Source organism: Ruegeria sp. BE1, assembly GCF_056538885.1.
Window position 1 is genome coordinate 1,055,876 of the sequence record NZ_JBQFTY010000001.1, and the last position, 19,684, is coordinate 1,075,559.

At 59.5% G+C, this 19,684-nt stretch carries 18 protein-coding genes; 16 read left to right on the forward strand and 2 right to left on the reverse strand.

The window, feature by feature from the left end:
* The first annotated feature begins 154 nt into the window (after positions 1-154).
* From ACR0J5_RS05240 to ACR0J5_RS05285, 10 genes are all read left to right on the forward strand, one after another.
* Positions 155-3,574 (forward strand): indolepyruvate ferredoxin oxidoreductase family protein, encoded by a 3,420-nt coding sequence (locus tag ACR0J5_RS05240; protein WP_480651079.1) that lies wholly within the window; start codon positions 155-157, stop codon positions 3,572-3,574.
* Positions 3,575-3,653: 79 nt separating this feature from the next.
* Complete coding sequence (locus ACR0J5_RS05245) at positions 3,654-4,532, forward strand: lysophospholipid acyltransferase family protein (protein WP_480651081.1); 879 nt, start codon at positions 3,654-3,656, stop codon at positions 4,530-4,532.
* An 8-nt stretch (positions 4,533-4,540) separates the two neighbouring features.
* Entirely contained in the window at positions 4,541-5,350 is an 810-nt protein-coding gene (locus ACR0J5_RS05250; RefSeq protein ID WP_480651083.1) for a glutamate racemase, read from the forward strand.
* 93 nt (positions 5,351-5,443) lie between these two features.
* Complete coding sequence (argC, locus tag ACR0J5_RS05255; RefSeq protein WP_480651085.1) at positions 5,444-6,472, forward strand: N-acetyl-gamma-glutamyl-phosphate reductase; 1,029 nt, start codon at positions 5,444-5,446, stop codon at positions 6,470-6,472.
* A gap of 7 nt (positions 6,473-6,479) precedes the next feature.
* Positions 6,480-6,926, forward strand: a complete 447-nt coding sequence (ccmE, locus tag ACR0J5_RS05260; protein WP_480651087.1) for a cytochrome c maturation protein CcmE — start codon at positions 6,480-6,482, stop codon at positions 6,924-6,926.
* A gap of 114 nt (positions 6,927-7,040) precedes the next feature.
* Entirely contained in the window at positions 7,041-7,652 is a 612-nt protein-coding gene (locus ACR0J5_RS05265; protein WP_480651089.1) for a holin-associated N-acetylmuramidase, read from the forward strand.
* Positions 7,643-8,221, forward strand: a complete 579-nt coding sequence (locus ACR0J5_RS05270) for a holin family protein (protein WP_480651091.1) — start codon at positions 7,643-7,645, stop codon at positions 8,219-8,221. The genes ACR0J5_RS05265 and ACR0J5_RS05270 overlap by 10 nt, the downstream gene beginning before the upstream one ends.
* Before the next feature lie 75 nt (positions 8,222-8,296).
* The gene (locus ACR0J5_RS05275) at positions 8,297-10,261 is read left to right on the forward strand and encodes a heme lyase CcmF/NrfE family subunit (protein WP_480651092.1); all 1,965 of its coding nucleotides are present in this window, start codon (positions 8,297-8,299) and stop codon (positions 10,259-10,261) included.
* Positions 10,258-10,713 carry a cytochrome c-type biogenesis protein gene (locus tag ACR0J5_RS05280; RefSeq protein ID WP_480651094.1) on the forward strand — a complete coding sequence of 152 codons (456 nt, stop codon included), beginning with the start codon at positions 10,258-10,260 and terminating at the stop codon, positions 10,711-10,713. Before ACR0J5_RS05275 ends, ACR0J5_RS05280 begins: the two co-directional genes overlap by 4 nt.
* 76 nt (positions 10,714-10,789) lie before the next feature.
* Positions 10,790-11,566, forward strand: coding sequence for an enoyl-CoA hydratase-related protein (locus ACR0J5_RS05285; protein ID WP_480651096.1), 777 nt, complete (start codon positions 10,790-10,792; stop codon positions 11,564-11,566).
* Between the two features lie 3 nt (positions 11,567-11,569).
* On the opposite strand, the gene bmt is transcribed toward ACR0J5_RS05285, so the two are convergent.
* Both bmt and ACR0J5_RS05295 read right to left on the reverse strand, forming a co-directional pair.
* On the reverse strand, positions 11,570-12,583 hold the full coding sequence (gene bmt, locus ACR0J5_RS05290; RefSeq protein WP_480651098.1) for a betaine--homocysteine S-methyltransferase: 1,014 nt from the start codon (positions 12,581-12,583) through the stop codon (positions 11,570-11,572).
* A gap of 122 nt (positions 12,584-12,705) precedes the next feature.
* Entirely contained in the window at positions 12,706-13,023 is a 318-nt protein-coding gene (locus ACR0J5_RS05295) for a DUF1476 domain-containing protein (RefSeq protein WP_480651100.1), read from the reverse strand.
* A gap of 188 nt (positions 13,024-13,211) precedes the next feature.
* Between ACR0J5_RS05295 and purC the strand changes: the two genes are divergently transcribed.
* The 6 genes from purC (at position 13,212) to ACR0J5_RS05325 (ending at position 19,324) form a co-directional block, all read left to right on the forward strand.
* A complete protein-coding gene (purC, locus tag ACR0J5_RS05300) occupies positions 13,212-13,967 on the forward strand; it encodes a phosphoribosylaminoimidazolesuccinocarboxamide synthase (protein WP_480651102.1) in 756 nt (251 codons plus the stop codon).
* A 234-nt stretch (positions 13,968-14,201) separates the two neighbouring features.
* Entirely contained in the window at positions 14,202-14,432 is a 231-nt protein-coding gene (gene purS / locus ACR0J5_RS05305; protein ID WP_109311572.1) for a phosphoribosylformylglycinamidine synthase subunit PurS, read from the forward strand.
* Between the two features lie 4 nt (positions 14,433-14,436).
* A complete protein-coding gene (locus ACR0J5_RS05310) occupies positions 14,437-15,480 on the forward strand; it encodes a zinc-dependent alcohol dehydrogenase family protein (RefSeq protein ID WP_480651104.1) in 1,044 nt (347 codons plus the stop codon).
* Positions 15,481-15,492: 12 nt separating this feature from the next.
* Complete coding sequence (gene purQ, locus ACR0J5_RS05315) at positions 15,493-16,161, forward strand: phosphoribosylformylglycinamidine synthase subunit PurQ (RefSeq protein ID WP_480651106.1); 669 nt, start codon at positions 15,493-15,495, stop codon at positions 16,159-16,161.
* A gap of 36 nt (positions 16,162-16,197) precedes the next feature.
* A complete protein-coding gene (locus tag ACR0J5_RS05320; protein WP_480651108.1) occupies positions 16,198-17,976 on the forward strand; it encodes a sensor histidine kinase in 1,779 nt (592 codons plus the stop codon).
* A 13-nt stretch (positions 17,977-17,989) separates the two neighbouring features.
* Entirely contained in the window at positions 17,990-19,324 is a 1,335-nt protein-coding gene (locus ACR0J5_RS05325) for a sigma-54-dependent transcriptional regulator (protein ID WP_480651110.1), read from the forward strand.
* The last annotated feature ends 360 nt before the right edge of the window (positions 19,325-19,684 follow it).

Sequence of the window (19,684 nt, forward strand, 5' to 3'; positions counted from 1 at the left end):
TATTTTTCGGAACGCCTATATGAAATAGGTGACAACTTCCACAATCAAACACTGAAATCCCTAGGTTTTATGGGATAAACCCTATGAAGGTCAGAATTTATGACCTAATATGGGTGGAAATGTAGCACACTGATCTGACGAGGGGAGGCGTCTGATGAGTCAGCCAGAAATATCGCTGAATGACCGGTTCGATCTTGAGAAAAATCCTGTTCTTCTGAACGGCACTCAGGCGCTTGTGCGTCTGATGATGATCCAGAAAGAAAGGGACAGGCTGGCCGGGTTGAACACCGCTGGTCTGGTGACCGGGTACCGAGGCTCTCCGCTAGGGGCTGTGGACCAGCAGATGATGCGGGCGCAAAAGCAGCTGGTCGAAAGCGACGTCACCTTTCAATACGGTTTGAACGAAGATCTTGCCGCCACCGCCTTGTGGGGCAGCCAGCAGGCTGGACTGCGCGGGGATGGCAAGTTCGATGGCGTCTTTGGCTTGTGGTATGGCAAGGGCCCCGGCGTGGACCGGTCTGGCGATGTCATGCGCCACGCCAATATGGCCGGAACGGCAGAACATGGTGGTGTTCTGGTGGCCATGGGGGACGACCACACCGGCGAAAGCTCAACCGTGTTGCACCAGTCCGAATGGTCTTTGGTCGACATGTACATGCCGATTGTCAGCCCGGCAGGTGTGCAGGAGATTCTGGATTACGGCGTTTACGGGTTTGCGCTCAGCCGGTTTGCCGGTGTCTGGGTCGGGCTGAAGACGATGAAGGACACGATTGAGGTTACCTCGGTCGTGGATGGCAGCTTTGACCGGATGAATGTGGTCAACCCCGCCTTTGATATGCCCGAGGGTGGTTTGAACATCCGTCTGGCCGATACCCCGCACCTGCAAGAGGCGCGGATTATTGACTATAAACGTTTTGCTGCCGAAACCTTCTCGCGCGCCAATGGGATGGACCGGCGTGTCTGGGGCAAGCCCGGTGCCAAGATCGGGTTCGTCGCGGCGGGCAAAAACTGGCTGGACCTGACGCACGCCCTGTCTTTGCTGAACATCGATGAACCCGAGGCAGAGCGGCTGGGCATCACCACCTACAAGATCGGGCAGACCTTTCCGCTGGACATGGCCGGGTTCCATAACTGGGCCGAGGGGCTGGACCTGATCGTGATCGTCGAAGAAAAGCGCAAGCTGATCGAGGTGCAGGTCAAAGAGGCTATCTTTGATGACCGTCGGGGCCGCCGTGTCTATGGCTGGTACAAAGGCGGGGCCGGGACGCTGCACCGCGAAGAGTTGTTCCCGACCCGAGGTGCGCTCGATCCGATCATGATAGCCGAGAAACTGGGCCAGATCCTGATCGAAGAGGGCCGCGAAACCGATGGCGTACGCGCCGGGCTTAACAGTCTGGCCGAGGCACGCCGGGCCGACAACGCTGAAGAGATCGCAACCCGCCTTCCGTATTTCTGTTCTGGATGCCCGCATAACAGCTCAACCAAGATACCGGATGGCAGCCGCGCCTATGCCGGGATCGGCTGTCACTACATGGTGCAGTGGATGGACCGGGAAACCACCGGTTTCACTCAGATGGGCGGCGAAGGCGCGAACTGGATCGGTGAGGCGCCGTTTTCAACTACGAAACACGTGTTCCAGAACCTTGGCGACGGGACCTACAATCATTCCGGCGTTCAGGCGATCCGGGCCGCGCTGTCAGCGGGGACGAACATCACCTTCAAAATCCTGTTCAACGATGCGGTCGCCATGACTGGCGGGCAGGGGAATGAGGGCGATCTCACCGCCGAGCGGATCGTGGCCGAGGTCAAGGCCATGGGTGTGCAGCATATCGCCGTGGTTTATGACGAGAAAGAAGACCTGAATTTCAATGCGCTGCCAGCCGGCGTTGATAGCTTTGAGCGCGCTGATCTGATGAAGGTGCAAGAGCGGTTTCGCGAGATTGAGGGGGTCTCGGTCATCGTCTATGTGCAAACCTGTGCGGCTGAGAAACGGCGTCGACGCAAAAAGGGGGCGTTTCCTGATCCCGACAAGCGCGTCTTCATCAACACTGATATATGCGAAGGCTGCGGCGATTGCGGGGTTCAGTCCAACTGCGTGTCAATCGTGCCGAAGGAAACCGAACTGGGCCGCAAGCGGGCCATTGATCAGTCCAGCTGCAACAAGGATTTCTCGTGCCTGAACGGATTTTGCCCGTCTTTCGTAACGCTGGAAGGCGCGAAAATCCGAAAGGAAGCCACCACCGAGATTGATCTGCCGGATCTGCCTGACCCTGTGCTGCCCGAGATCCGCGGCACGCACAACGTGGTCATCACCGGCGTCGGCGGCACCGGGGTTGTGACCCTCGGGGCGATCCTGGCGCAGGCTGCGCAGATCGATGGCAAGGGTGCAGGCATGATGGAGATGGCCGGTTTGGCCCAAAAAGGCGGCGCTGTGTATATCAATTGCCGCCTCGCCAACCGTCCCGAAGACATCAGCGCCATTCGCGTGGCCACGGGCGAGGCGCATGCGCTGATCGGCGGCGATCTGGTCGTGTCTGCGGGTGCTAAAACGTTGGGTCTGACGCGCGCAGGCCGGACCGGCGCGGTCGTGAACAGCCATGAGACGGTCACCGGCGATTTCACCCGGGACACCGAATTCCGTATACCGGGCGACCGGCTGGAGCTTGCTTTGCAGGCACGCCTGAAAGACGATGTATCCCTGTTTGACGCCACTGATCTGGCGCGCGCGGTGATGGGGGACTCGATCTATTCCAACATGATGATCTTCGGCGCGGCGTGGCAGCGCGGCCTGTTGCCGGTCAGTCATGAGGCGATCCTGGCCGCAATCGAACTGAACGGCACGGCGATTGAACGCAACAAACGCGCCTTTGACATTGGACGTTGGGCTGTTTTGCACCCGCAAGAGGTTGCTGCAATTCTTGAACCGAACACGACGGACCTGCCAAAGACTCTGACACAAAAGATCGACTTTCGCGCGCAACACCTGACGGCGTATCAAAGCGGTCGCCTTGCGAAACGGTATCTCAAAGTGGTCAACGCGTTTGAAGATGACGGCGTACGTGAAGCGGTGGCCAAAGGCTATCATAAGCTGTTGTCTTACAAGGACGAATACGAAGTCGCGCGACTAATGCTGACCAGCCGCGACAGGGCAGCGGTCGAGTTTGACGGGGATTTCAAAATGACCTTTCACCTCGCGCCGCCTATCCTCGGAGGGACCGGTCCGAATGGCCGCCCGAAAAAACGCACTTACGGTGACTGGATGTTAGGGCCGATGAAGGTTTTGGCCCGGCTGAAGGTTCTGCGCGGAACTCCACTGGACATCTTCAGCTACAGCGCCGAGCGTCGGATGGAGCGGGCACTGATCAAACAATATGAGCGTGATCTCAAAGAGATCACTCCGCTTGTTAACGCGGCAACCCGTGATGCGTTCATTGCCTTGGCGCAACTGCCTTTGGACATTCGCGGGTTTGGTCCGGTCCTGCAGGCCAATGAGGCCAAAGCCGCAAAACGGCGCGAGGAATTGCTGGCCACCATTCGCAACGGTGGCCCCGAGATGCGCGCAGCGGCGGAATAAATCGTCACGGTTTTGTCACGATAACTGGTCAAAATTGCTGTCTGCACATATCTTGCAGCCAGCAATGTTGGAGAGTTGAATGCCCTCGCGCCGCCATGTCGCACGTGACATATCCTATGCCTACTCTGCCGAGACCAAGGGCGGGCGTATGCTGATCAAGCTGATGGAGAACACCACCGGCCGGATGCGACTGATCAAACGTGCGGATGGGTATGAAAGAGAGGTCGCTCAGGGCCGTGATTTCTGGTCGGTTATGGTGGAGCGCTATGGCCTGTCATTGGATGTGGTGGGGGGCTCTCTGCAGAATATTCCTCAAACCGGGCCATTGATCCTGATCGCCAATCATCCCTATGGCATTCTCGACGGGATGATGATGGGTCACATCCTGTCTCAGGCCCGCGGCGACTTTCGCATTCTGGCAAATCATGTTTTCCGCAAGGCAGAAGATTTGAATCGCATCATCCTGCCGATCTCGTTTGATGAAACGAAAGAGGCGGTGAAACTGAACCTTGAGACCCGCAAAACCGCGCTGAACTATCTGGGAGAGGGCGGCGCAGTCGGGATTTTTCCGGGGGGCACGGTCAGCACCGGGGTCAAACCGTTCTCGCATCCCATGGACCCGGGCTGGCGCGGCTTTACCGCGCGGATGGTGGCCAAATCGAATGCGACCGTGGTGCCGGTTTTCTTTGACGGCCACACCTCGCGCCTGTTTCAGATCGCCAGTCATTTGCACAGTACGTTGCGCATGGGTTTGTTGATCAAAGAATTCAAGAAACGCGTGGATACCCCCGTTCAGGTGGTGATCGGAGAGCCCATCGGGCGCGACGTTTTGGACCCTCTCTCGACGGATACGCGCAAGATGATGGATTTCTTGCGCAAAGCCACGTATGAGCTGTCTCCGACGCCGTTAGAGTCCTATGACTACGGCTATGAATTTGAGGAACGGCATCGCGCCTAAAGGGGCATATGGCAGTAGGCATCTTTGATTCTGGATTGGGCGGTCTGACCGTTCTGGACGCCGCGCAGAAACGTCTGCCGGACGTGGATTTTCTGTATTTCGCGGACAGCGCGCATGCGCCATATGGCGTGCGCGATGCCGAGAATATCTATGATCTGACACGCCGCGCCGTTTACGACCTGTGGAACCGGGGTTGCGATCTGGTGATTCTGGCCTGCAACACCGCCAGCGCCGCCGCGCTGCGTCGGATGCAGGAAGAGGGCGTGCCCGAGGGTAAACGCGTACTGGGCGTCTTTGTCCCCCTGATCGAAGCTCTGACCGAGCGGCAATGGGGCGACAACAGCCCCCCGCGTGAGGTTGCGGTGAAACATGTGGCCCTGTTTGCGACACCCGCGACAGTTTCCAGCCGCGCGTTCCAGCGTGAGCTGGCGTTCCGTGCGATTGGCGTGGATGTTGAGGCCCAAGCCTGCGGCGGTGTTGTGGATGCCATCGAAGACGGCGATCTGATCCTGGCCGAGGCGCTGGTACGCAGCCACGTGGATGCGCTGAAACGCAAGATGCCCGAACCGCAGGCCGCGATCCTGGGCTGCACGCACTACCCGTTGATGGCGGATGCCTTTCAGGCTGCCTTGGGCGCGGACGTGCAGGTGTTCAGCCAGGGCGCGCTGGTGGCGGAAAGCCTTGCGGATTACCTGCAACGCCATCCGAATATGCAAGGAACCGGGCAGGGCGGTTTTGTGACAACTGGCAAACCCGGCACCGTAAGCGACCGCGCAACACAGTTCCTTCGACGACAAATCACGTTCGAAGCCGCCTGATTTAGGTCAAGGACGGCACTGCGTACTCTCTTCTATTCAAAGACCGTCACATGGCGGTCGTGAAATGTGACACCATCAATCAAGAGGTCTGACATGACCCATAAAATCGCAATCCTGGGTGCTTCGGGCTATACCGGCGCAGAACTGGTGCGGCTGATCGCCGAGCACCCGAACATGGAAATCACCGCTCTGGCCGCCGAGCGTAAGGCCGGGATGTCGATGGCCCAGGTGTTTCCGCATCTGCGCCACATGGACCTGCCGGACCTGTGCAAAATTTCCGAGATCGACTTTTCGCAGATCGATCTGTGCTTTTGCGCGTTGCCGCACAAGACAAGCCAGGAAGTCATTCGGGACCTGCCGAAATCCCTGAAAATTGTCGATCTGTCCGCAGATTTCCGTCTGCGTGAGGCGGATGAATATCAAAAGTGGTACGGCAACGCCCATGTCGCGCTGGAACAGCAGGAAGAGGCTGTCTATGGCCTGACCGAGTTCTACCGCGACGACATTCGCAACGCGCGGTTGGTGGCGGGCACGGGCTGTAATGCGGCCACGGGGCAATATGTGCTGCGGCCTTTGATCTCGGCCGGGGTGATCGATCTGGATGACATCATCCTGGACCTGAAATGCGCTGTGTCCGGTGCGGGCCGGTCGCTTAAGGAAAACCTGCTGCATGCGGAGCTGAGCGAGGGATACAACGCCTACGCTGTGGGTGGCACCCATCGGCATCTGGGTGAGTTCGATCAGGAGTTCTCGGCCCTTGCGGGTCGTCCGGTGCATGTGCAGTTCACGCCTCATCTGATCCCCGCCAACCGGGGCATTCTGGCGACCACTTACGTCAAGGGCGATCCGGCCAGTGTGTATGAGGCGCTGGCGAAAACCTATGAAAACGAACCCTTTATCCAGATGTTGCCCTTTGGCGAAACGCCGTCAACCCACTATGTGCGGGGCTCGAACTATTGCCATATCGGGGTGGTTGGCGACCGGATCGAACGTCGCGCCATTGTGATCGGCGCTTTGGATAACCTGACAAAAGGTAGCAGTGGCCAAGCCTTGCAGAACGCCAACCTGATGTTAGGTGAGGATGAAACCCGGGGCCTGATGATGGCCCCTCTATTCCCGTGAGGACGGTATGAAAACGCTCAAGAAACGTCGTCGAGTTCAAGTCATTTTGCTGGCCGTTGTGGCCTTGGTCTTGGCTACGGGGTTGATTGGGTATGCGATGCGTGACGGAATCAACTTTTTCCGCTCGCCCAGCGAGGTGATTGCTGAGCCGCCTTTGCCGAACGAGGTGTTCCGCATCGGTGGTCTGGTCGAAGAAGGCTCGATCATCCGCGGGCAGGGTGAAACAGTTCATTTCGTCGTGACTGATGGCGGCGAAAGCGTGCCGGTTGCGTTCACCGGTGTTCTGCCGGACCTGTTTTCGGAAAATCAGGGGATGGTCGGCACCGGATCTTACAAAAACGGCGTGTTTGAAGCCACTGAAATCCTTGCGAAACACGATGAGACCTACATGCCGAAAGAGGTTGTAGACGCATTGAAGGAACAAGGGGTTTACAAGGAAGCCGGCGACAGCTGATCTTAGCATATTTCGGAGTTTTCGAGCAGGGCGTTGCACAAGCAGCGCCCTATTTCGTTGCCCGTCTTTAACCGGTTTCGCCCAGCGTTTGCCCAACGGCAATCGGAGGGTACGATGCAGACCGTCAGACAAATTGCGACACAGATTGTGGCCCGGGAAGGTGGGTTCGTAAATGACCCGGACGATCCCGGCGGGCCAACAAAGTTTGGCGTTACAATTCACACTATGCGTCGGTTGGGTATGGACATTTCAGGCGACGGGCAGATCACGTCGCAGGACGTGAAGATGCTGAGCCAATCGCAAGCGGTCGACATCTTCATCAAACACTATTTTGAACAGCCGAGGCTTGGGAGCCTGCCGGAGGTTCTACATGCGTCTGTATTTGACATGTACGTCAACGCAGGCGGTCAGGCTGTCAAAATCCTTCAACAGCTGTTGCGTGATATGGGTTTTAAGATCGTGGTGGACGGCGTGGTCGGTCCTGAAACCGCGCAAGCCTGCCATGCTGCGGCCGACCCGGGTGCGAAAGCGCTGAGAGACGCCTATGGGATAGCCCGGCGCAATTATTATTTTCGGGTGGCCGACAACAGGCCTGCGTCCCGCAAATACGCGCGGACCCGCGCCGGGGGCAAGGGCGGGTGGATTCGCCGTGCCGAAGAATTTGTCTCACCCGTCTATCACCTGAACGAAGCCGAATTTCAAAAGAGGGTCGCCGCATGGGATTGATTTCAAGCGTTTTGGGCATTCTGTTTGGCAGTGGTCGCAATATCGTAAGCGAAACCGCCGAAGTGTTTCGCGAAAATGCCGAAAACAGCGCGGAACGAGGCCTCGCCTTGCAACATCAGGCGATGGTTCAGATGGGGCAGGAGTTTCAGGCCAATCAGAAAAGCGCGTTTGATCGGTTTATGGATGGCTTGAACCGTTTGCCGCGCCCTGCGATGGCATTGGGGACGCTGGGGCTATTCCTTGCCGCCATGGTCGATCCGCTATGGTTTGCTGCGCGCATGCAGGGGATTGCGCTGGTGCCCGAGCCCTTGTGGTGGTTGCTTGGGGTGATCGTCTCATTCTACTTTGGCGCACGACACCAGACCAAGGTTCAGAACCTCCAGCGAGAGCTTGCTGTCTCAATGGCGCGCACCCCGCAGGTGTTGGACAATCTTCGGGCTTTGGACATCATGCGCAGTGACGGTATCGGGGCGGCTGACACCAAGGGGGACGCCGCAATGTCCGAACGTGCCGTGCAGCCCGAGCACAACCCGGCGTTGGACGATTGGCGGCGCACGCGCGGGGCCTGAACCGCGACACTATGCTCGCCCCGTAGGGGCGAAAGTGATTGGTGCTTGCCCCGGAACCGGAATATGGTCCGGGGCATGATTACAGAACTCGGTCACTTCGCCCTCATCCTCGCTTTTTTGGTTGCAATTGTGCAGTCGGTTGTACCGCTTGTCGGTGCGGCTAAGCGATGGCCTGGATGGATGTCTTTTGCCGAACCGGCGGCGATCTTGCAGTTCCTTCTGGTCGGGTTTTCCTTCTGGGCACTGGTCTGGGCGTTCGTGACGTCTGACTTCTCTCTGCGCGTGGTGGTCGAGAACAGCCATTCGGCCAAGCCGATGCTCTACAAGATCAGCGGTACTTGGGGAAACCACGAAGGCTCCATGCTGCTGTGGGTGCTGATCGTGTCGTTGTTCGGCGCAATGGCCGCGTTTTTCGGCGGGGGACTTCCGCCGACCTTGAAGGCGCGCGTTCTGGCTGTTCAGGCATCGATAGCGGTCGCTTTCTTTGCCTTCATCCTGTTCACGTCCAACCCGTTTGACCGGTTGATCGTGGCCCCGTTTGACGGCCGCGACCTGAACCCGCTGTTGCAGGATCCCGGTTTGGCCTTCCACCCGCCGTTCCTGTATTTGGGCTACGTGGGCCTCAGCATGGCGTTCAGCTTTGCCGTCGCCGCCCTGATCGAGGGCCGCGTGGATGCGGCGTGGGGGCGCTGGGTGCGGCCATGGACGCTGGCCGCCTGGGTATTTCTGACGATCGGGATCGCACTGGGATCGTGGTGGGCCTATTATGAGCTGGGCTGGGGCGGTTTCTGGTTCTGGGACCCGGTTGAGAACGCCTCGTTCATGCCGTGGTTGCTGGCGGCGGCGCTACTCCATTCCGCCATCGTGGTCGAAAAGCGCGAGGCGTTGAAAAGCTGGACCATTCTGCTGGCGATCATTGCCTTTGGGTTCTCGTTGATTGGCACGTTTATCGTGCGGTCGGGCCTTTTGACATCCGTTCATGCCTTTGCCAATGACCCCGAGCGTGGTGTGTTCATCCTGCTTATTCTGGTGTTCTTCATGGGCGGCGCGCTGACCCTGTTTGCCGCGCGCGCGCAGGCGATGGAGGCCAAGGGCGTCTTTGGCATGGTCAGCCGTGAAAGCGGTCTGATACTGAACAACATCCTGCTGGCCGTTAGCTGTTTCGTCGTGTTCGTGGGTACGATGTGGCCGATGGTCGCCGAGATGGCCTTTGACCGGAAACTCTCGGTCGGCGCGCCGTTTTTCAACGCAGCCTTCACTCCGTTCATGGTGGCATTGGGGCTGGTCTTGCCCGTCGGTGCGATGCTGCCGTGGAAGCGCGGTAAGCTGGGTAAAACCGCTTATTCGCTGCGATATGCCTTTGCGCTGGCGGTGGCGTTGGCGCTGCTTGTCTGGGCGATGCAGACGGGGCGTAGCGCGCTGGGACCGGTTGGCCTGTTCCTGGGCGCGTGGGTGACCTTCGGCGCTGCTGTCGATCTTTGGAGCCGCACGGGCCGCAATGGCAGTCTGAAACGTCTGTTCCGTCTGCCCGGTGCAGACTGGGGCAAGGCTGTGGCCCATACCGGATTGGGCGTGACTATATTCGCCATTGCCGGCCTGACCGCGTGGGAGGTCGAAGACATTCGCGTCGCGCAGCCGGGCCAGCCGTTCGAAGTGGGTCAGTTCACCCTGACGCTGGAAGACGTGCGGCGTGTAGAGGGGCCGAACTATTTCTCGACCACCGCTGATGTGCGGGTGGAAAAGAATGGCCGCGACATGGGGACGCTCCATCCTGAAAAACGCGACTATCCGGTCGCGCGGATGCCGACGACCGAGGCGGCGATTGACTACCGGTTCCTTGGTGATCTTTACGTGGTGATCGGGGATCAGCAGGCGGATGGGGGCTGGGTGATGCGCACCTATATCAAACCTCTGGCCAACTGGATCTGGGGTGGCTGTATCCTGATGGCTCTGGGCGGCTTGCTCAGCCTGTCGGATCGGCGGTTCCGTGTGGCGGCAGGTGCGCGCAAGGCCCCTGCGGGCGGAGTACCTGCGGAATGAAACGTCTGATTTTGATCCTGACGCTGATCGCCTCGCCCTTGTTCGCGGTGCAGCCTGACGAGGTGCTGGATGACCCGGTCCTGGAACAACGCGCCCGTGACCTCAGCACCGGCTTGCGCTGTCTGGTCTGCCGCAACGAAAGCATCGACGAAAGCAACGCTGAACTGGCCCGCGATCTGCGCCTGCTGCTGCGGGAGCGGCTGGTGGCGGGCGATACCGATCAGGAGGCGATTGCCTTCATCGTGGATCGCTATGGCGAATATGTACTGCTCAAACCCAAGGTGACGGGATCAAACCTGATGCTTTGGCTGGCAGGACCGATCATGTTGCTGATCGCCGCCGCAGTGGGCTTCAGCTTTATGCGCAAGCGATCGCAGGTTCAGGCCATTGGCGAAAACGATGCGCTGAGCGAGGCCGAGAAAGAGCGTTTGCGCCAAATTCTGGAAGACTGACCCAGGGTTCTGCTTTTCCTCTGCGGTGAATTCCGTCAGGGTTCCCAAAACTCTGGACTGTTTTGGGGAGGGGTAGATGGACTACGAAACGATCCTGTTGGACGTCACTGACAATTTGGCGGTTGTAACCCTGAACCGCCCTGACAAGATGAACGCCATGACGGCGCAGATGCGGGCCGAGGTCACGCACGCGATGAAGCATGCCGCACGCCACGCTCGGGCGATTGTTCTGACCGGGGCGGGCGCTGCGTTCTGTTCGGGTCAGGACCTGGGCGATGCTTCAAGCACCGGTAAGATCGATCTTGAGCGGACCTTGCGCGATGAATACGAGCCGATGCTTGAGACAATCCACGACTGCCCGGTTCCCACTATTGCGGCGGTCAACGGCGCGGCGGCCGGGGCAGGGGCGAACCTTGCGCTATGTGCGGATGTGGTGATCGCGACCGAAAGCGCTTATTTCCTGCAAGCCTTTGCGCGGATCGGTCTGCTGCCCGATGCGGGTGGAACGTGGTTCATGCCGCGCCAGATGGGGTTTGCCAAGGCGATGGGGGCGGCTCTGTTCGCCGACAAGATCAGCGCACGTCAGGCGGATGAATGGGGTTTGATTTGGGAAGCCGTGCCGGATGACGCGTTCGAGGCGCATTGGCGCAAGCGTGCCGCTTATCTGGCCAATGGCCCCACTGCCGGGTTCGGTGCGATCAAAAAGGCCATCCGCGGCACTTACGAAAAGACACTGACGCAACAACTGACGGTCGAGGCGCATCTGCAAGGCGATTGCGGCCGGACCCGCGATTTTGCCGAAGGTGTGGTGGCCTTCATGGAAAAACGCCCCCCGAAATTCGAGGGGCGCTAAGGATCAGGCGCGGCGGCGGCGGCGTGTCCGGCGCTCGGGCATGGCGTCTTCTTCGGTACCGTCTGAGGTAGACGAAAACGGCCCCAGCGCGTTGGTGATCTGATCCAGCGTCGGGCGTGACCCGCGCGGGCGCGTATCCAGTGCCTCGCGCATTTTGCGCAGGTGGGCTGGCATGGTGCCACAGCAACCGCCGATGATAGTGGCCCCGGCATCACGGGCCATGGCGGCATAATCGCCCATCAGCTCGGGCGTGCCGTCATAGTGGATGTGGCCGTCAACATATTTCGGAATACCCGCATTGCCTTTGGAGATCACGGGACGTTCGGTCCCTTGCGCGGCAAAGCCCAGCACAGTGCGCAGGATGTCGGACGCGCCGGTTCCGCAATTTGCACCAAAGGCCACCGGCGGGTTCGGCAGGGTTTCGACCAGCTGCGCCAGATCGGCAGATGTCACACCCATCATGGTGCGTCCGGCGGTGTCAAAGCTCATGGTGCCACACCAGGGCATATCGGCCAGGGCAAAAGCCTCAGCCGCGGCGCGGAATTCTTCGGGCGCGCTGATGGTTTCCAGCCACAGCACATCCGCGCCACCGGCTTTCAGCGCATCTGCCTGTTCATGGAACATCTCAACCGCCTCAGCATGCGACAGGCTGCCTACAGGCTCCATGATCTCACCGGTAGGGCCGACCGAGCCTGCAACGATAACGGTGCGCCCGGCCTTGTCGGCCACTTCACGGCCCAACTCTGCGCCGATCCGGTTCAGCTCGGCCACGCGGCTCTGGGCGTCGTGCAGTTTTAGGCGCGCCGAAGTGCCGCCGAAGGTGTTGGTCAGAAACAGATCGCTGCCTGCATCCACCGAACCCTGGTACAGCGCACGGATCTTGTCGGCTTCGTCGACATTCCACAATTCAGGCGCATCACCCGATTGCAGACCCATATTGAACAGGTTAGTGCCCGTTGCACCATCGGCCAGAATGGCATCGGTGGTTTCAAGAAGCTGGCTCAGTGCATTTGTCATTGGGGTATTCCGGAAAAAGGCGCAATTGGCCCGATAAAATCAGAGACGCCCCATGTCTCATGACAGGGGCGTCAAATCAAATTCATAAAACTCATGAAGATCATGAGGCAGGCGTGAAAGCCTTATTCCGTCTCGCTGAGAACCTGCGCTTTGGCCTCGGGCAGCAGCTCGGCCATCTTGGCGCGGATTTCGTCGTCAGAGGACAACGCGCCCAGATCACCTGCGACCTTGCGCACGACATCCTCGTGCCCGACCTCTTCCATGTCGGCGATCACAACGGTTTTGGCATAGTCATCGGCCTCAGAGCCGGATTTTCCCAGCTTTTCTGCCGCCCAAAGGCCCAGCAGTTTGTTGCAGCGGGCCTGAGCTTTGAACTGCATTTCCTCATCATGCGCAAACTTGGCTTCAAAGGCGTTTTCGCGTTCGTCAAACGTGGTCATTGGTTGGGGACCTCTTGGATTACATCTTCTTGTTTGAAGATATGACTATTGCAGCGCCCGTGCGCAAGGGATTTGCCCTGCGTCAAACCCCCTCGGGTCAAGTAAACTTGCGGGACCGGGGGGCTTGCACTATGAGAACGCCAACGTGAGGGGACTCATTCCCTCTGATCAGAGTGGAAAGGTCGCTTATGGCGCGTCGCAAGAAAATCTACGAAGGTAAGGCCAAGATCCTGTATGAAGGCACCGAACCGGGCACCATCGTGCAGTATTTCAAGGATGATGCCACCGCGTTCAACGCCGAGAAAAAGGATGTGATCGACGGCAAGGGTGTTCTGAACAACCGCCTGAGTGAGTTCTTCATGAACGGTCTGGCCCAGATCGGCGTGCCGACCCACTTTATCCGCCGTCTGAACATGCGTGAACAACTGGTGCGCAGCTGCGAAATCGTGCCGCTGGAAGTCATCGTGCGCAATTATGCTGCCGGGTCGATGTCCAAACGTCTGGGCATCGCCGAAGGCACGCAATTGCCGCGCCCGATCGTCGAATACTGCTATAAAGACGACGCCCTGGGCGATCCGCTGGTCACCGAGGAACATATCGCCGCCTTTGGCTGGGCCAGCCAGCAGGACATGGAAGACATCCTGAGCCTCGCACTGCGCGTGAACGATTTCATGAGCGGCGTGATGCTGGCCGTGGGTATCCGTTTGGTGGATTTCAAAATCGAAATCGGTCGCGTCTATGACGGCGACTTCCAACGCCTGATCATCGCCGATGAGATCAGCCCCGACAGCTGCCGCCTGTGGGACATTGAGACCGGTCAGAAGCTGGACAAAGACGTGTTCCGTCGCGATCTGGGCAGCCTGACCGACGCTTATTCCGAGGTCGCGCGCCGTCTGGGCGTTCTGCCGCAAAGCAATGTGGCAAAGCCTACGCTGATCAACTGACCGTTTGCTCGGTTTAAGAAAGCATCGAAAAGCGCCGTATATCCAACGGCGCTTTTTTCGTTCCGGCAGGTCCGCGCGTTCATTGCAGAAGCACTTTGGCACGCGACAATCGTGTTGATCGGCGAACCTGCGTCAAACTGTGTGCGGACAAGGGTTGTCGAACGCGGTTTCCCACGCTATCCCCCGCGCAACGGAACGGGCCGGGAACCGCGGCCCTCAGCTGGAGTTGCAGGAATGAAAGCACGGGTGCATGTAATGCTGAAGAACGGGGTCCTTGACCCTCAGGGTGAGGCTGTGCGGCACGCCTTGGGCGCCATGGGCTTTGATCAGGTCGAAGGCGTGCGTCAGGGCAAGGTGATCGACCTTGAGCTGGCCGAAGGCGCGACCGAGGCCGACATCACCGAGATGTGCGAAAAGCTGTTGGCCAACACCGTCATCGAACGTTACGAGATCGAACTGGTCTGAACGGATGCGGGCAGCGCGTCTGATCACCTATCGTCAGCCGCTTGAGCTGACGACCATTCCCGACCCTGAACCGGCCGAGGACGGCGTTGTCGTCCGCGTGCTGGCTTGTGGCGTTTGCCGGTCGGATTGGCATGCGTGGTCAGGCTCGGACCCGGACGTGGTTCTGCCGATGACCCCCGGACACGAATATTGCGGCGAGGTTGTCGCTGTGGGCGCGCGGGTCAATCGGTGGAAGGTGGGGGACCGGGTGATTGCGCCCTTTATTCTGGCCTGTGGCCACTGCCCGGATTGCGCGCAGGGGCATCAGACTATCTGCGCCGATCAGGTGGTGCCCGGTTTCACCTGTGACGGGGCGTTTGCCGAATACATCGCCGTTGCCCATGCCGATGCCAACCTGACCGCTTTGCCCGATACGCTCGCCCCGGACATCGCGGCGGCGCTGGGATGCCGCGTCACGACCGCCTGGCAGGCTCTGGTCGGGCGCGCGCAGATACAGGGTGGCGAGTGGCTGGCGGTTTTTGGCGGCGGTGGCGTCGGGATTTCCACGTTGCTGCTGGGCAAGGCGCTGGGGGCCCGCGTTGTCGTCGTGGATATTGCCGACGATAAGCTGGACTATGCCAAAGGTCTGGGCGCGGACGCGGTTGTCAACGCAGCGACTTGCGACGCGCCGCAAGCGGTCAAAGACCTCACCGGTGGCGGGGCTCATGTCGCGATTGAAGCGCTAGGGATCGAGACAACGACCGTGGCCGCCATGAAATCCCTGCGCAAGCTGGGTCGAATGGTGCAGATCGGTATGCCTGCGGGCGATCATGCGGTCATGTCGCTGCCAATGGATGCGCTTTATTCCGGCCAACTGTCTGTCTTCGGTACGCGTGGCATGCCCAGTTGGCGCTATCCGTCGCTGTTGTCATTGCTGTCTGGGGGCTCTGTCGACCTCAGCCCGCTGGTGACGCGAAACATAACTCTTAGTCAGGTAAGCGATGAGCTTGCCGCCTTTGATCACCCGACGCCTCCGGGCGTGGCGGTGGTCACCGATTTTGTCCTGTAGGAGGGTCCGCATATGCGCGCAGCCGTCATCGTTTTCCCCGGGTCCAACTGTGACCGGGACCTTGCAGTGGCCTTTGAACAGGCCGGGTTTCAGGTCGACATGGTCTGGCACAAGGACGCCGCCTTGCCCCAGGGTGTGGATATTGTCGGTGTACCCGGCGGATTTTCCTATGGCGATTACCTGCGATGCGGGGCCATTGCCGCGCAATCTCCGATCTGCAAAGCGGTGGTCGAACATACCGAGCGTGGCGGCTATGCCGTTGGGGTCTGCAACGGGTTCCAGATCCTGACTGAAACGGGCATTCTGCCCGGTGCGCTGCTGCGGAATGCGGGGCTGAAATACATCTGCAAGACTGTCGGTCTAAAGGTCGAAACCAGCGACAGCGCCTTTACCCAGGGCTACAACGCGGGCGATGTGATCGGTATTCCGATTGCACACCATGATGGAAACTATTTCGCGAATGAGGCAACATTGTCCGCGCTTCGTGATCAGGACCGGGTGGCATTCACCTATACCGAGAATCCGAATGGCTCGGTTGGGGACATTGCCGGCATCCTGTCGGAAAACCGCAGGGTTCTAGGGATGATGCCGCACCCGGAACGCGCGGCGGACGAAGGGCATGGTGGCACCGACGGGACGGCATTGTTCCGCGCATTGTCAGGCGTTCTTGCCCCGGCGTGACTTGAGCTTGATCTGAACCCCGCGTAGTTTCGCTGCATGAGTTCTGATGTTCGCTCTGGCTGGTCCATTCTGACAAAACCGTTTCGTGGTGCGCCGCTTGGCTGGCGCCTGCGAATTGCCGTTTTCGTTTTGCTGGTGGCGGCCTTTGCCACGATCTGGATCACGAACAGCCTGCTGACCGACAGGTTCACCGAATCCACCCGGAACAGGGCCGAGGTTCGGCTGGCCCTTTATTCGGGCAACCTGCTGAGCGAGCTGCGCCGGAACGCGATTGTTCCACAGCTCTTGTCCCGTGACCCGACGCTAATCTCGGCCTTGCAGTCGAGCGATTATTCCCTGTCCAGTCAGCGCCTGATTTCGTTCGTGGAAGAGATCGGCGCGGCCTCGCTTGTGCTATTGGATCGCGATGGTCTGACCCGGGCGGCGACGGACAGAAACCGACTGGGCGAGGCGCACAGAAACTCACCTTATTTCATTGATGCAGTGCGGTCGAACGCCACGATTTTCTCGGTGATCCCAAAGGAATCCGGCGGCTATAGCTTTATCTATTCACGTCGGATCGACGCGAACGGAGAGATGTTGGGCGTGATCCTGGTTGAGGTCGACCTGCATAAGTTCGAGCTGACCTGGGCCGGGATTTCCGATGCGGTGATGGTCACGGACAGCACCGGTACAATCATCCTGTCGACCGAGCCGCAATGGCGCGGTGTGGATGAGGCCGAAGCGATGCTGCGCCAGCCGCCCGAAAGCGCCATCCAACGCGCCATCCGGGCCACGACCGATTGGAACGCGCTGCCACCTGACGCCTATTTGCAGGGCGAGGCGGTGATGCGGATGGAAACGCGCATCCCGTTCCGGGGTTGGCAGATGACCTCGTTCACCACCTATGCGTCGATCCGGGAAAAGGTGAACAGCGTTCTGGCGCTTGAGATTATGGGCTTTGCGATTCTGTTGGCGCTGGCCTTCTATGCGCTTAGCCGTCGGGCCACGTTCCGCATGGCCTTGTTCCAGCGCGAGTCGGCAGAGCTTCGCGCATTGAACGCAAGGCTACAGCGGGAAATTGCTGAACGTGAACGGGTCGAAAAGACGCTGGAAGTGGCCGAACAGACGCTGGCGCAAAGTTCAAAACTGGCGGCGTTGGGTGAGATGTCGGCCGCCGTCAGCCACGAGTTGAATCAACCGCTGGCTGCAATGAAAACCTATCTGGCGGGGGCGCGCCTTTTGCTGCGCCGAAACCGGCCCGAAGAGGCGCTGGCCAGCTTTGGCCGCATCGACGGTCTGATTGAACGGATGGGGGCGATCACCCGGCAGCTCAAATCTTATGCGCGCAAGGGCGCGGACGCGTTTTCCCCTGTAAATCTTGGTGACGCGCTGGCCTCATCCCTGTCGATGATGGAGCCGCAACTGCGCCAGCGGCATGTGAAAATCACCCAGATTCTGCCCGAGGAACCGGTGATCGCGATGGGCGACCGGATGCGGATCGAACAGGTGATGGTCAACCTCTTGCGCAATGCCCTGGACGCCACCAAATCTATATCAGAGCCGGACGTGGAGATCATTCTGGCAGCGGGCGATACGGCGGTGCTGACGGTGCGCGACAACGGGCATGGAATCGAAGATATCGAGAACCTGTTCGAGCCGTTCTACACCACCAAGCAGCCGGGCGATGGCGTCGGGTTGGGGCTTGCTATCTCATCCGGTATCGTAAACGACCACGGGGGTCGGCTGACGGCGCGCAACGGCCAACATGGGGGCGCGGTGTTCGAGATGCAGCTGCCGATACTGGGAAGCGACGGCCTTGAGGCCGCTGAGTAACAAAGGAAAGACTATGGCACAGGCCATGAAAATCGCCATTGTGGATGACGAACAGGACATGCGCCAGTCGATCAGCCAATGGCTTGCCTTGTCGGGATATGACACCGAGACGTTCTCAAGCGCCGAGGACGCGCTGAAAGTGCTGGGGCCGGATTATCCGGGGATTGTGATCTCGGACATCAAGATGCCGGGCATGGATGGTATTCAGTTGCTGAAGAAACTGATGGGCGCGGACAGCACCTTGCCGGTGATCATGATCACCGGGCACGGCGATGTGCCCATGGCGGTTGAGGCGATGCGCGTGGGTGCGTTCGACTTTCTGGAAAAGCCCTTCAACCCGGATCGCATGTCGGAACTGGCCAAACGCGCCAGCAATGCGCGCCGTCTGACTCTTGACAACCGGGCTCTGCGGCGCGAGCTGTCTGGTGGCACGCAGATCATGAACAAACTGATCGGCGCAAGCCCTGTGATGGAGCGTCTGCGTGAGGATATTCTGGACCTCGGGCAGGCGGACGGCCATGTTCTGATCGACGGCGAGACCGGCACTGGCAAGACCCTGGTGGCGCATGCACTGCATGCGGTGGGCAGCCGGGCAGGCAAGAAATTCGTTCTGGTTTCCTGCGCAGCACTGGAAGAGGACGCGTTGTCGAAACGCCTGTTTGGCCCGATGTTGCCCGAGGATACGCAACTGCCCGCTATCGAAGAAGCGCGCGGCGGGACGCTGGTTCTGGAAGATGTCGAAGCGCTGAGCGATACGTTGCAGGCGCGGCTGCTGAGCGTGATGAACGATCAGGGCACCCCGGCTGAAACGCGGATCGTGGCAATCTCGAACCTGCAAGAGGCGGGGAAAACCAGCGAAGACGTGCTGCGCCCGGACCTGTTCTATCGTCTGGCGGCTTTGCGGATCACCATGCCGCCGCTGCGGCAGCGTGGCGAGGATATTCTGACGCTGTTCACCCGCCTGAGCGAGCAATTTGCCGAGGAATATGGCTGTGATGCACCTCAGGTCAGCGCGCAGGAAGCAGCGCAATTGCTACAGGCTCCGTGGCCGGGCAATGTACGCCAGTTGATCAATATTGCTGAGCGTGCCGTGCTGCAATCGCGCCGAGGCTCGGGCACGATTGCGTCGCTGTTGATGTCGGATCACGAAGAGATGCAGCCCGTGATGACGACCGAAGGCAAGCCCTTGAAGGAGTACGTCGAAGCGTTCGAGCGGATGCTGATCGACAATACGATGCGCCGCCACAAGGGCTCGATTGCGTCGGTGATGGATGAGCTGTGCCTGCCACGGCGGACGCTGAATGAGAAAATGGCGAAATACAGCCTGCAGCGTTCGGATTACCTGTAACCGGCAGAGAGGGGGCCGGCCCCCTCTCTTGGCCCGTAGGGCCAATTCACTCCCTCGAGATATTTATGGCCAGATGAAGTGATCCCTGCGTCCTTGAGGCCAGGGAATGCAGTTTGCCCATTGTCTTTTCCACAGGACTGCTTTTATTGTAACCGGACGGGCAGGGCCGATTTTGTGCTCTTAAGCCCCGAATCTTTGAGTTTCGCTGCGATGCCGCAGGTGGTGACCTAATCCCGCATTGGCTGAGCAGACCGATTGTGCCCCGAAATGGGGCAGATGAACGCCTGAGCCCGCCGCGTGTGGGCGAAAGGAATAAATGGGCAGGTTGCGGTGAGCCGCGCCTGTCGGAGAAGAACCGCG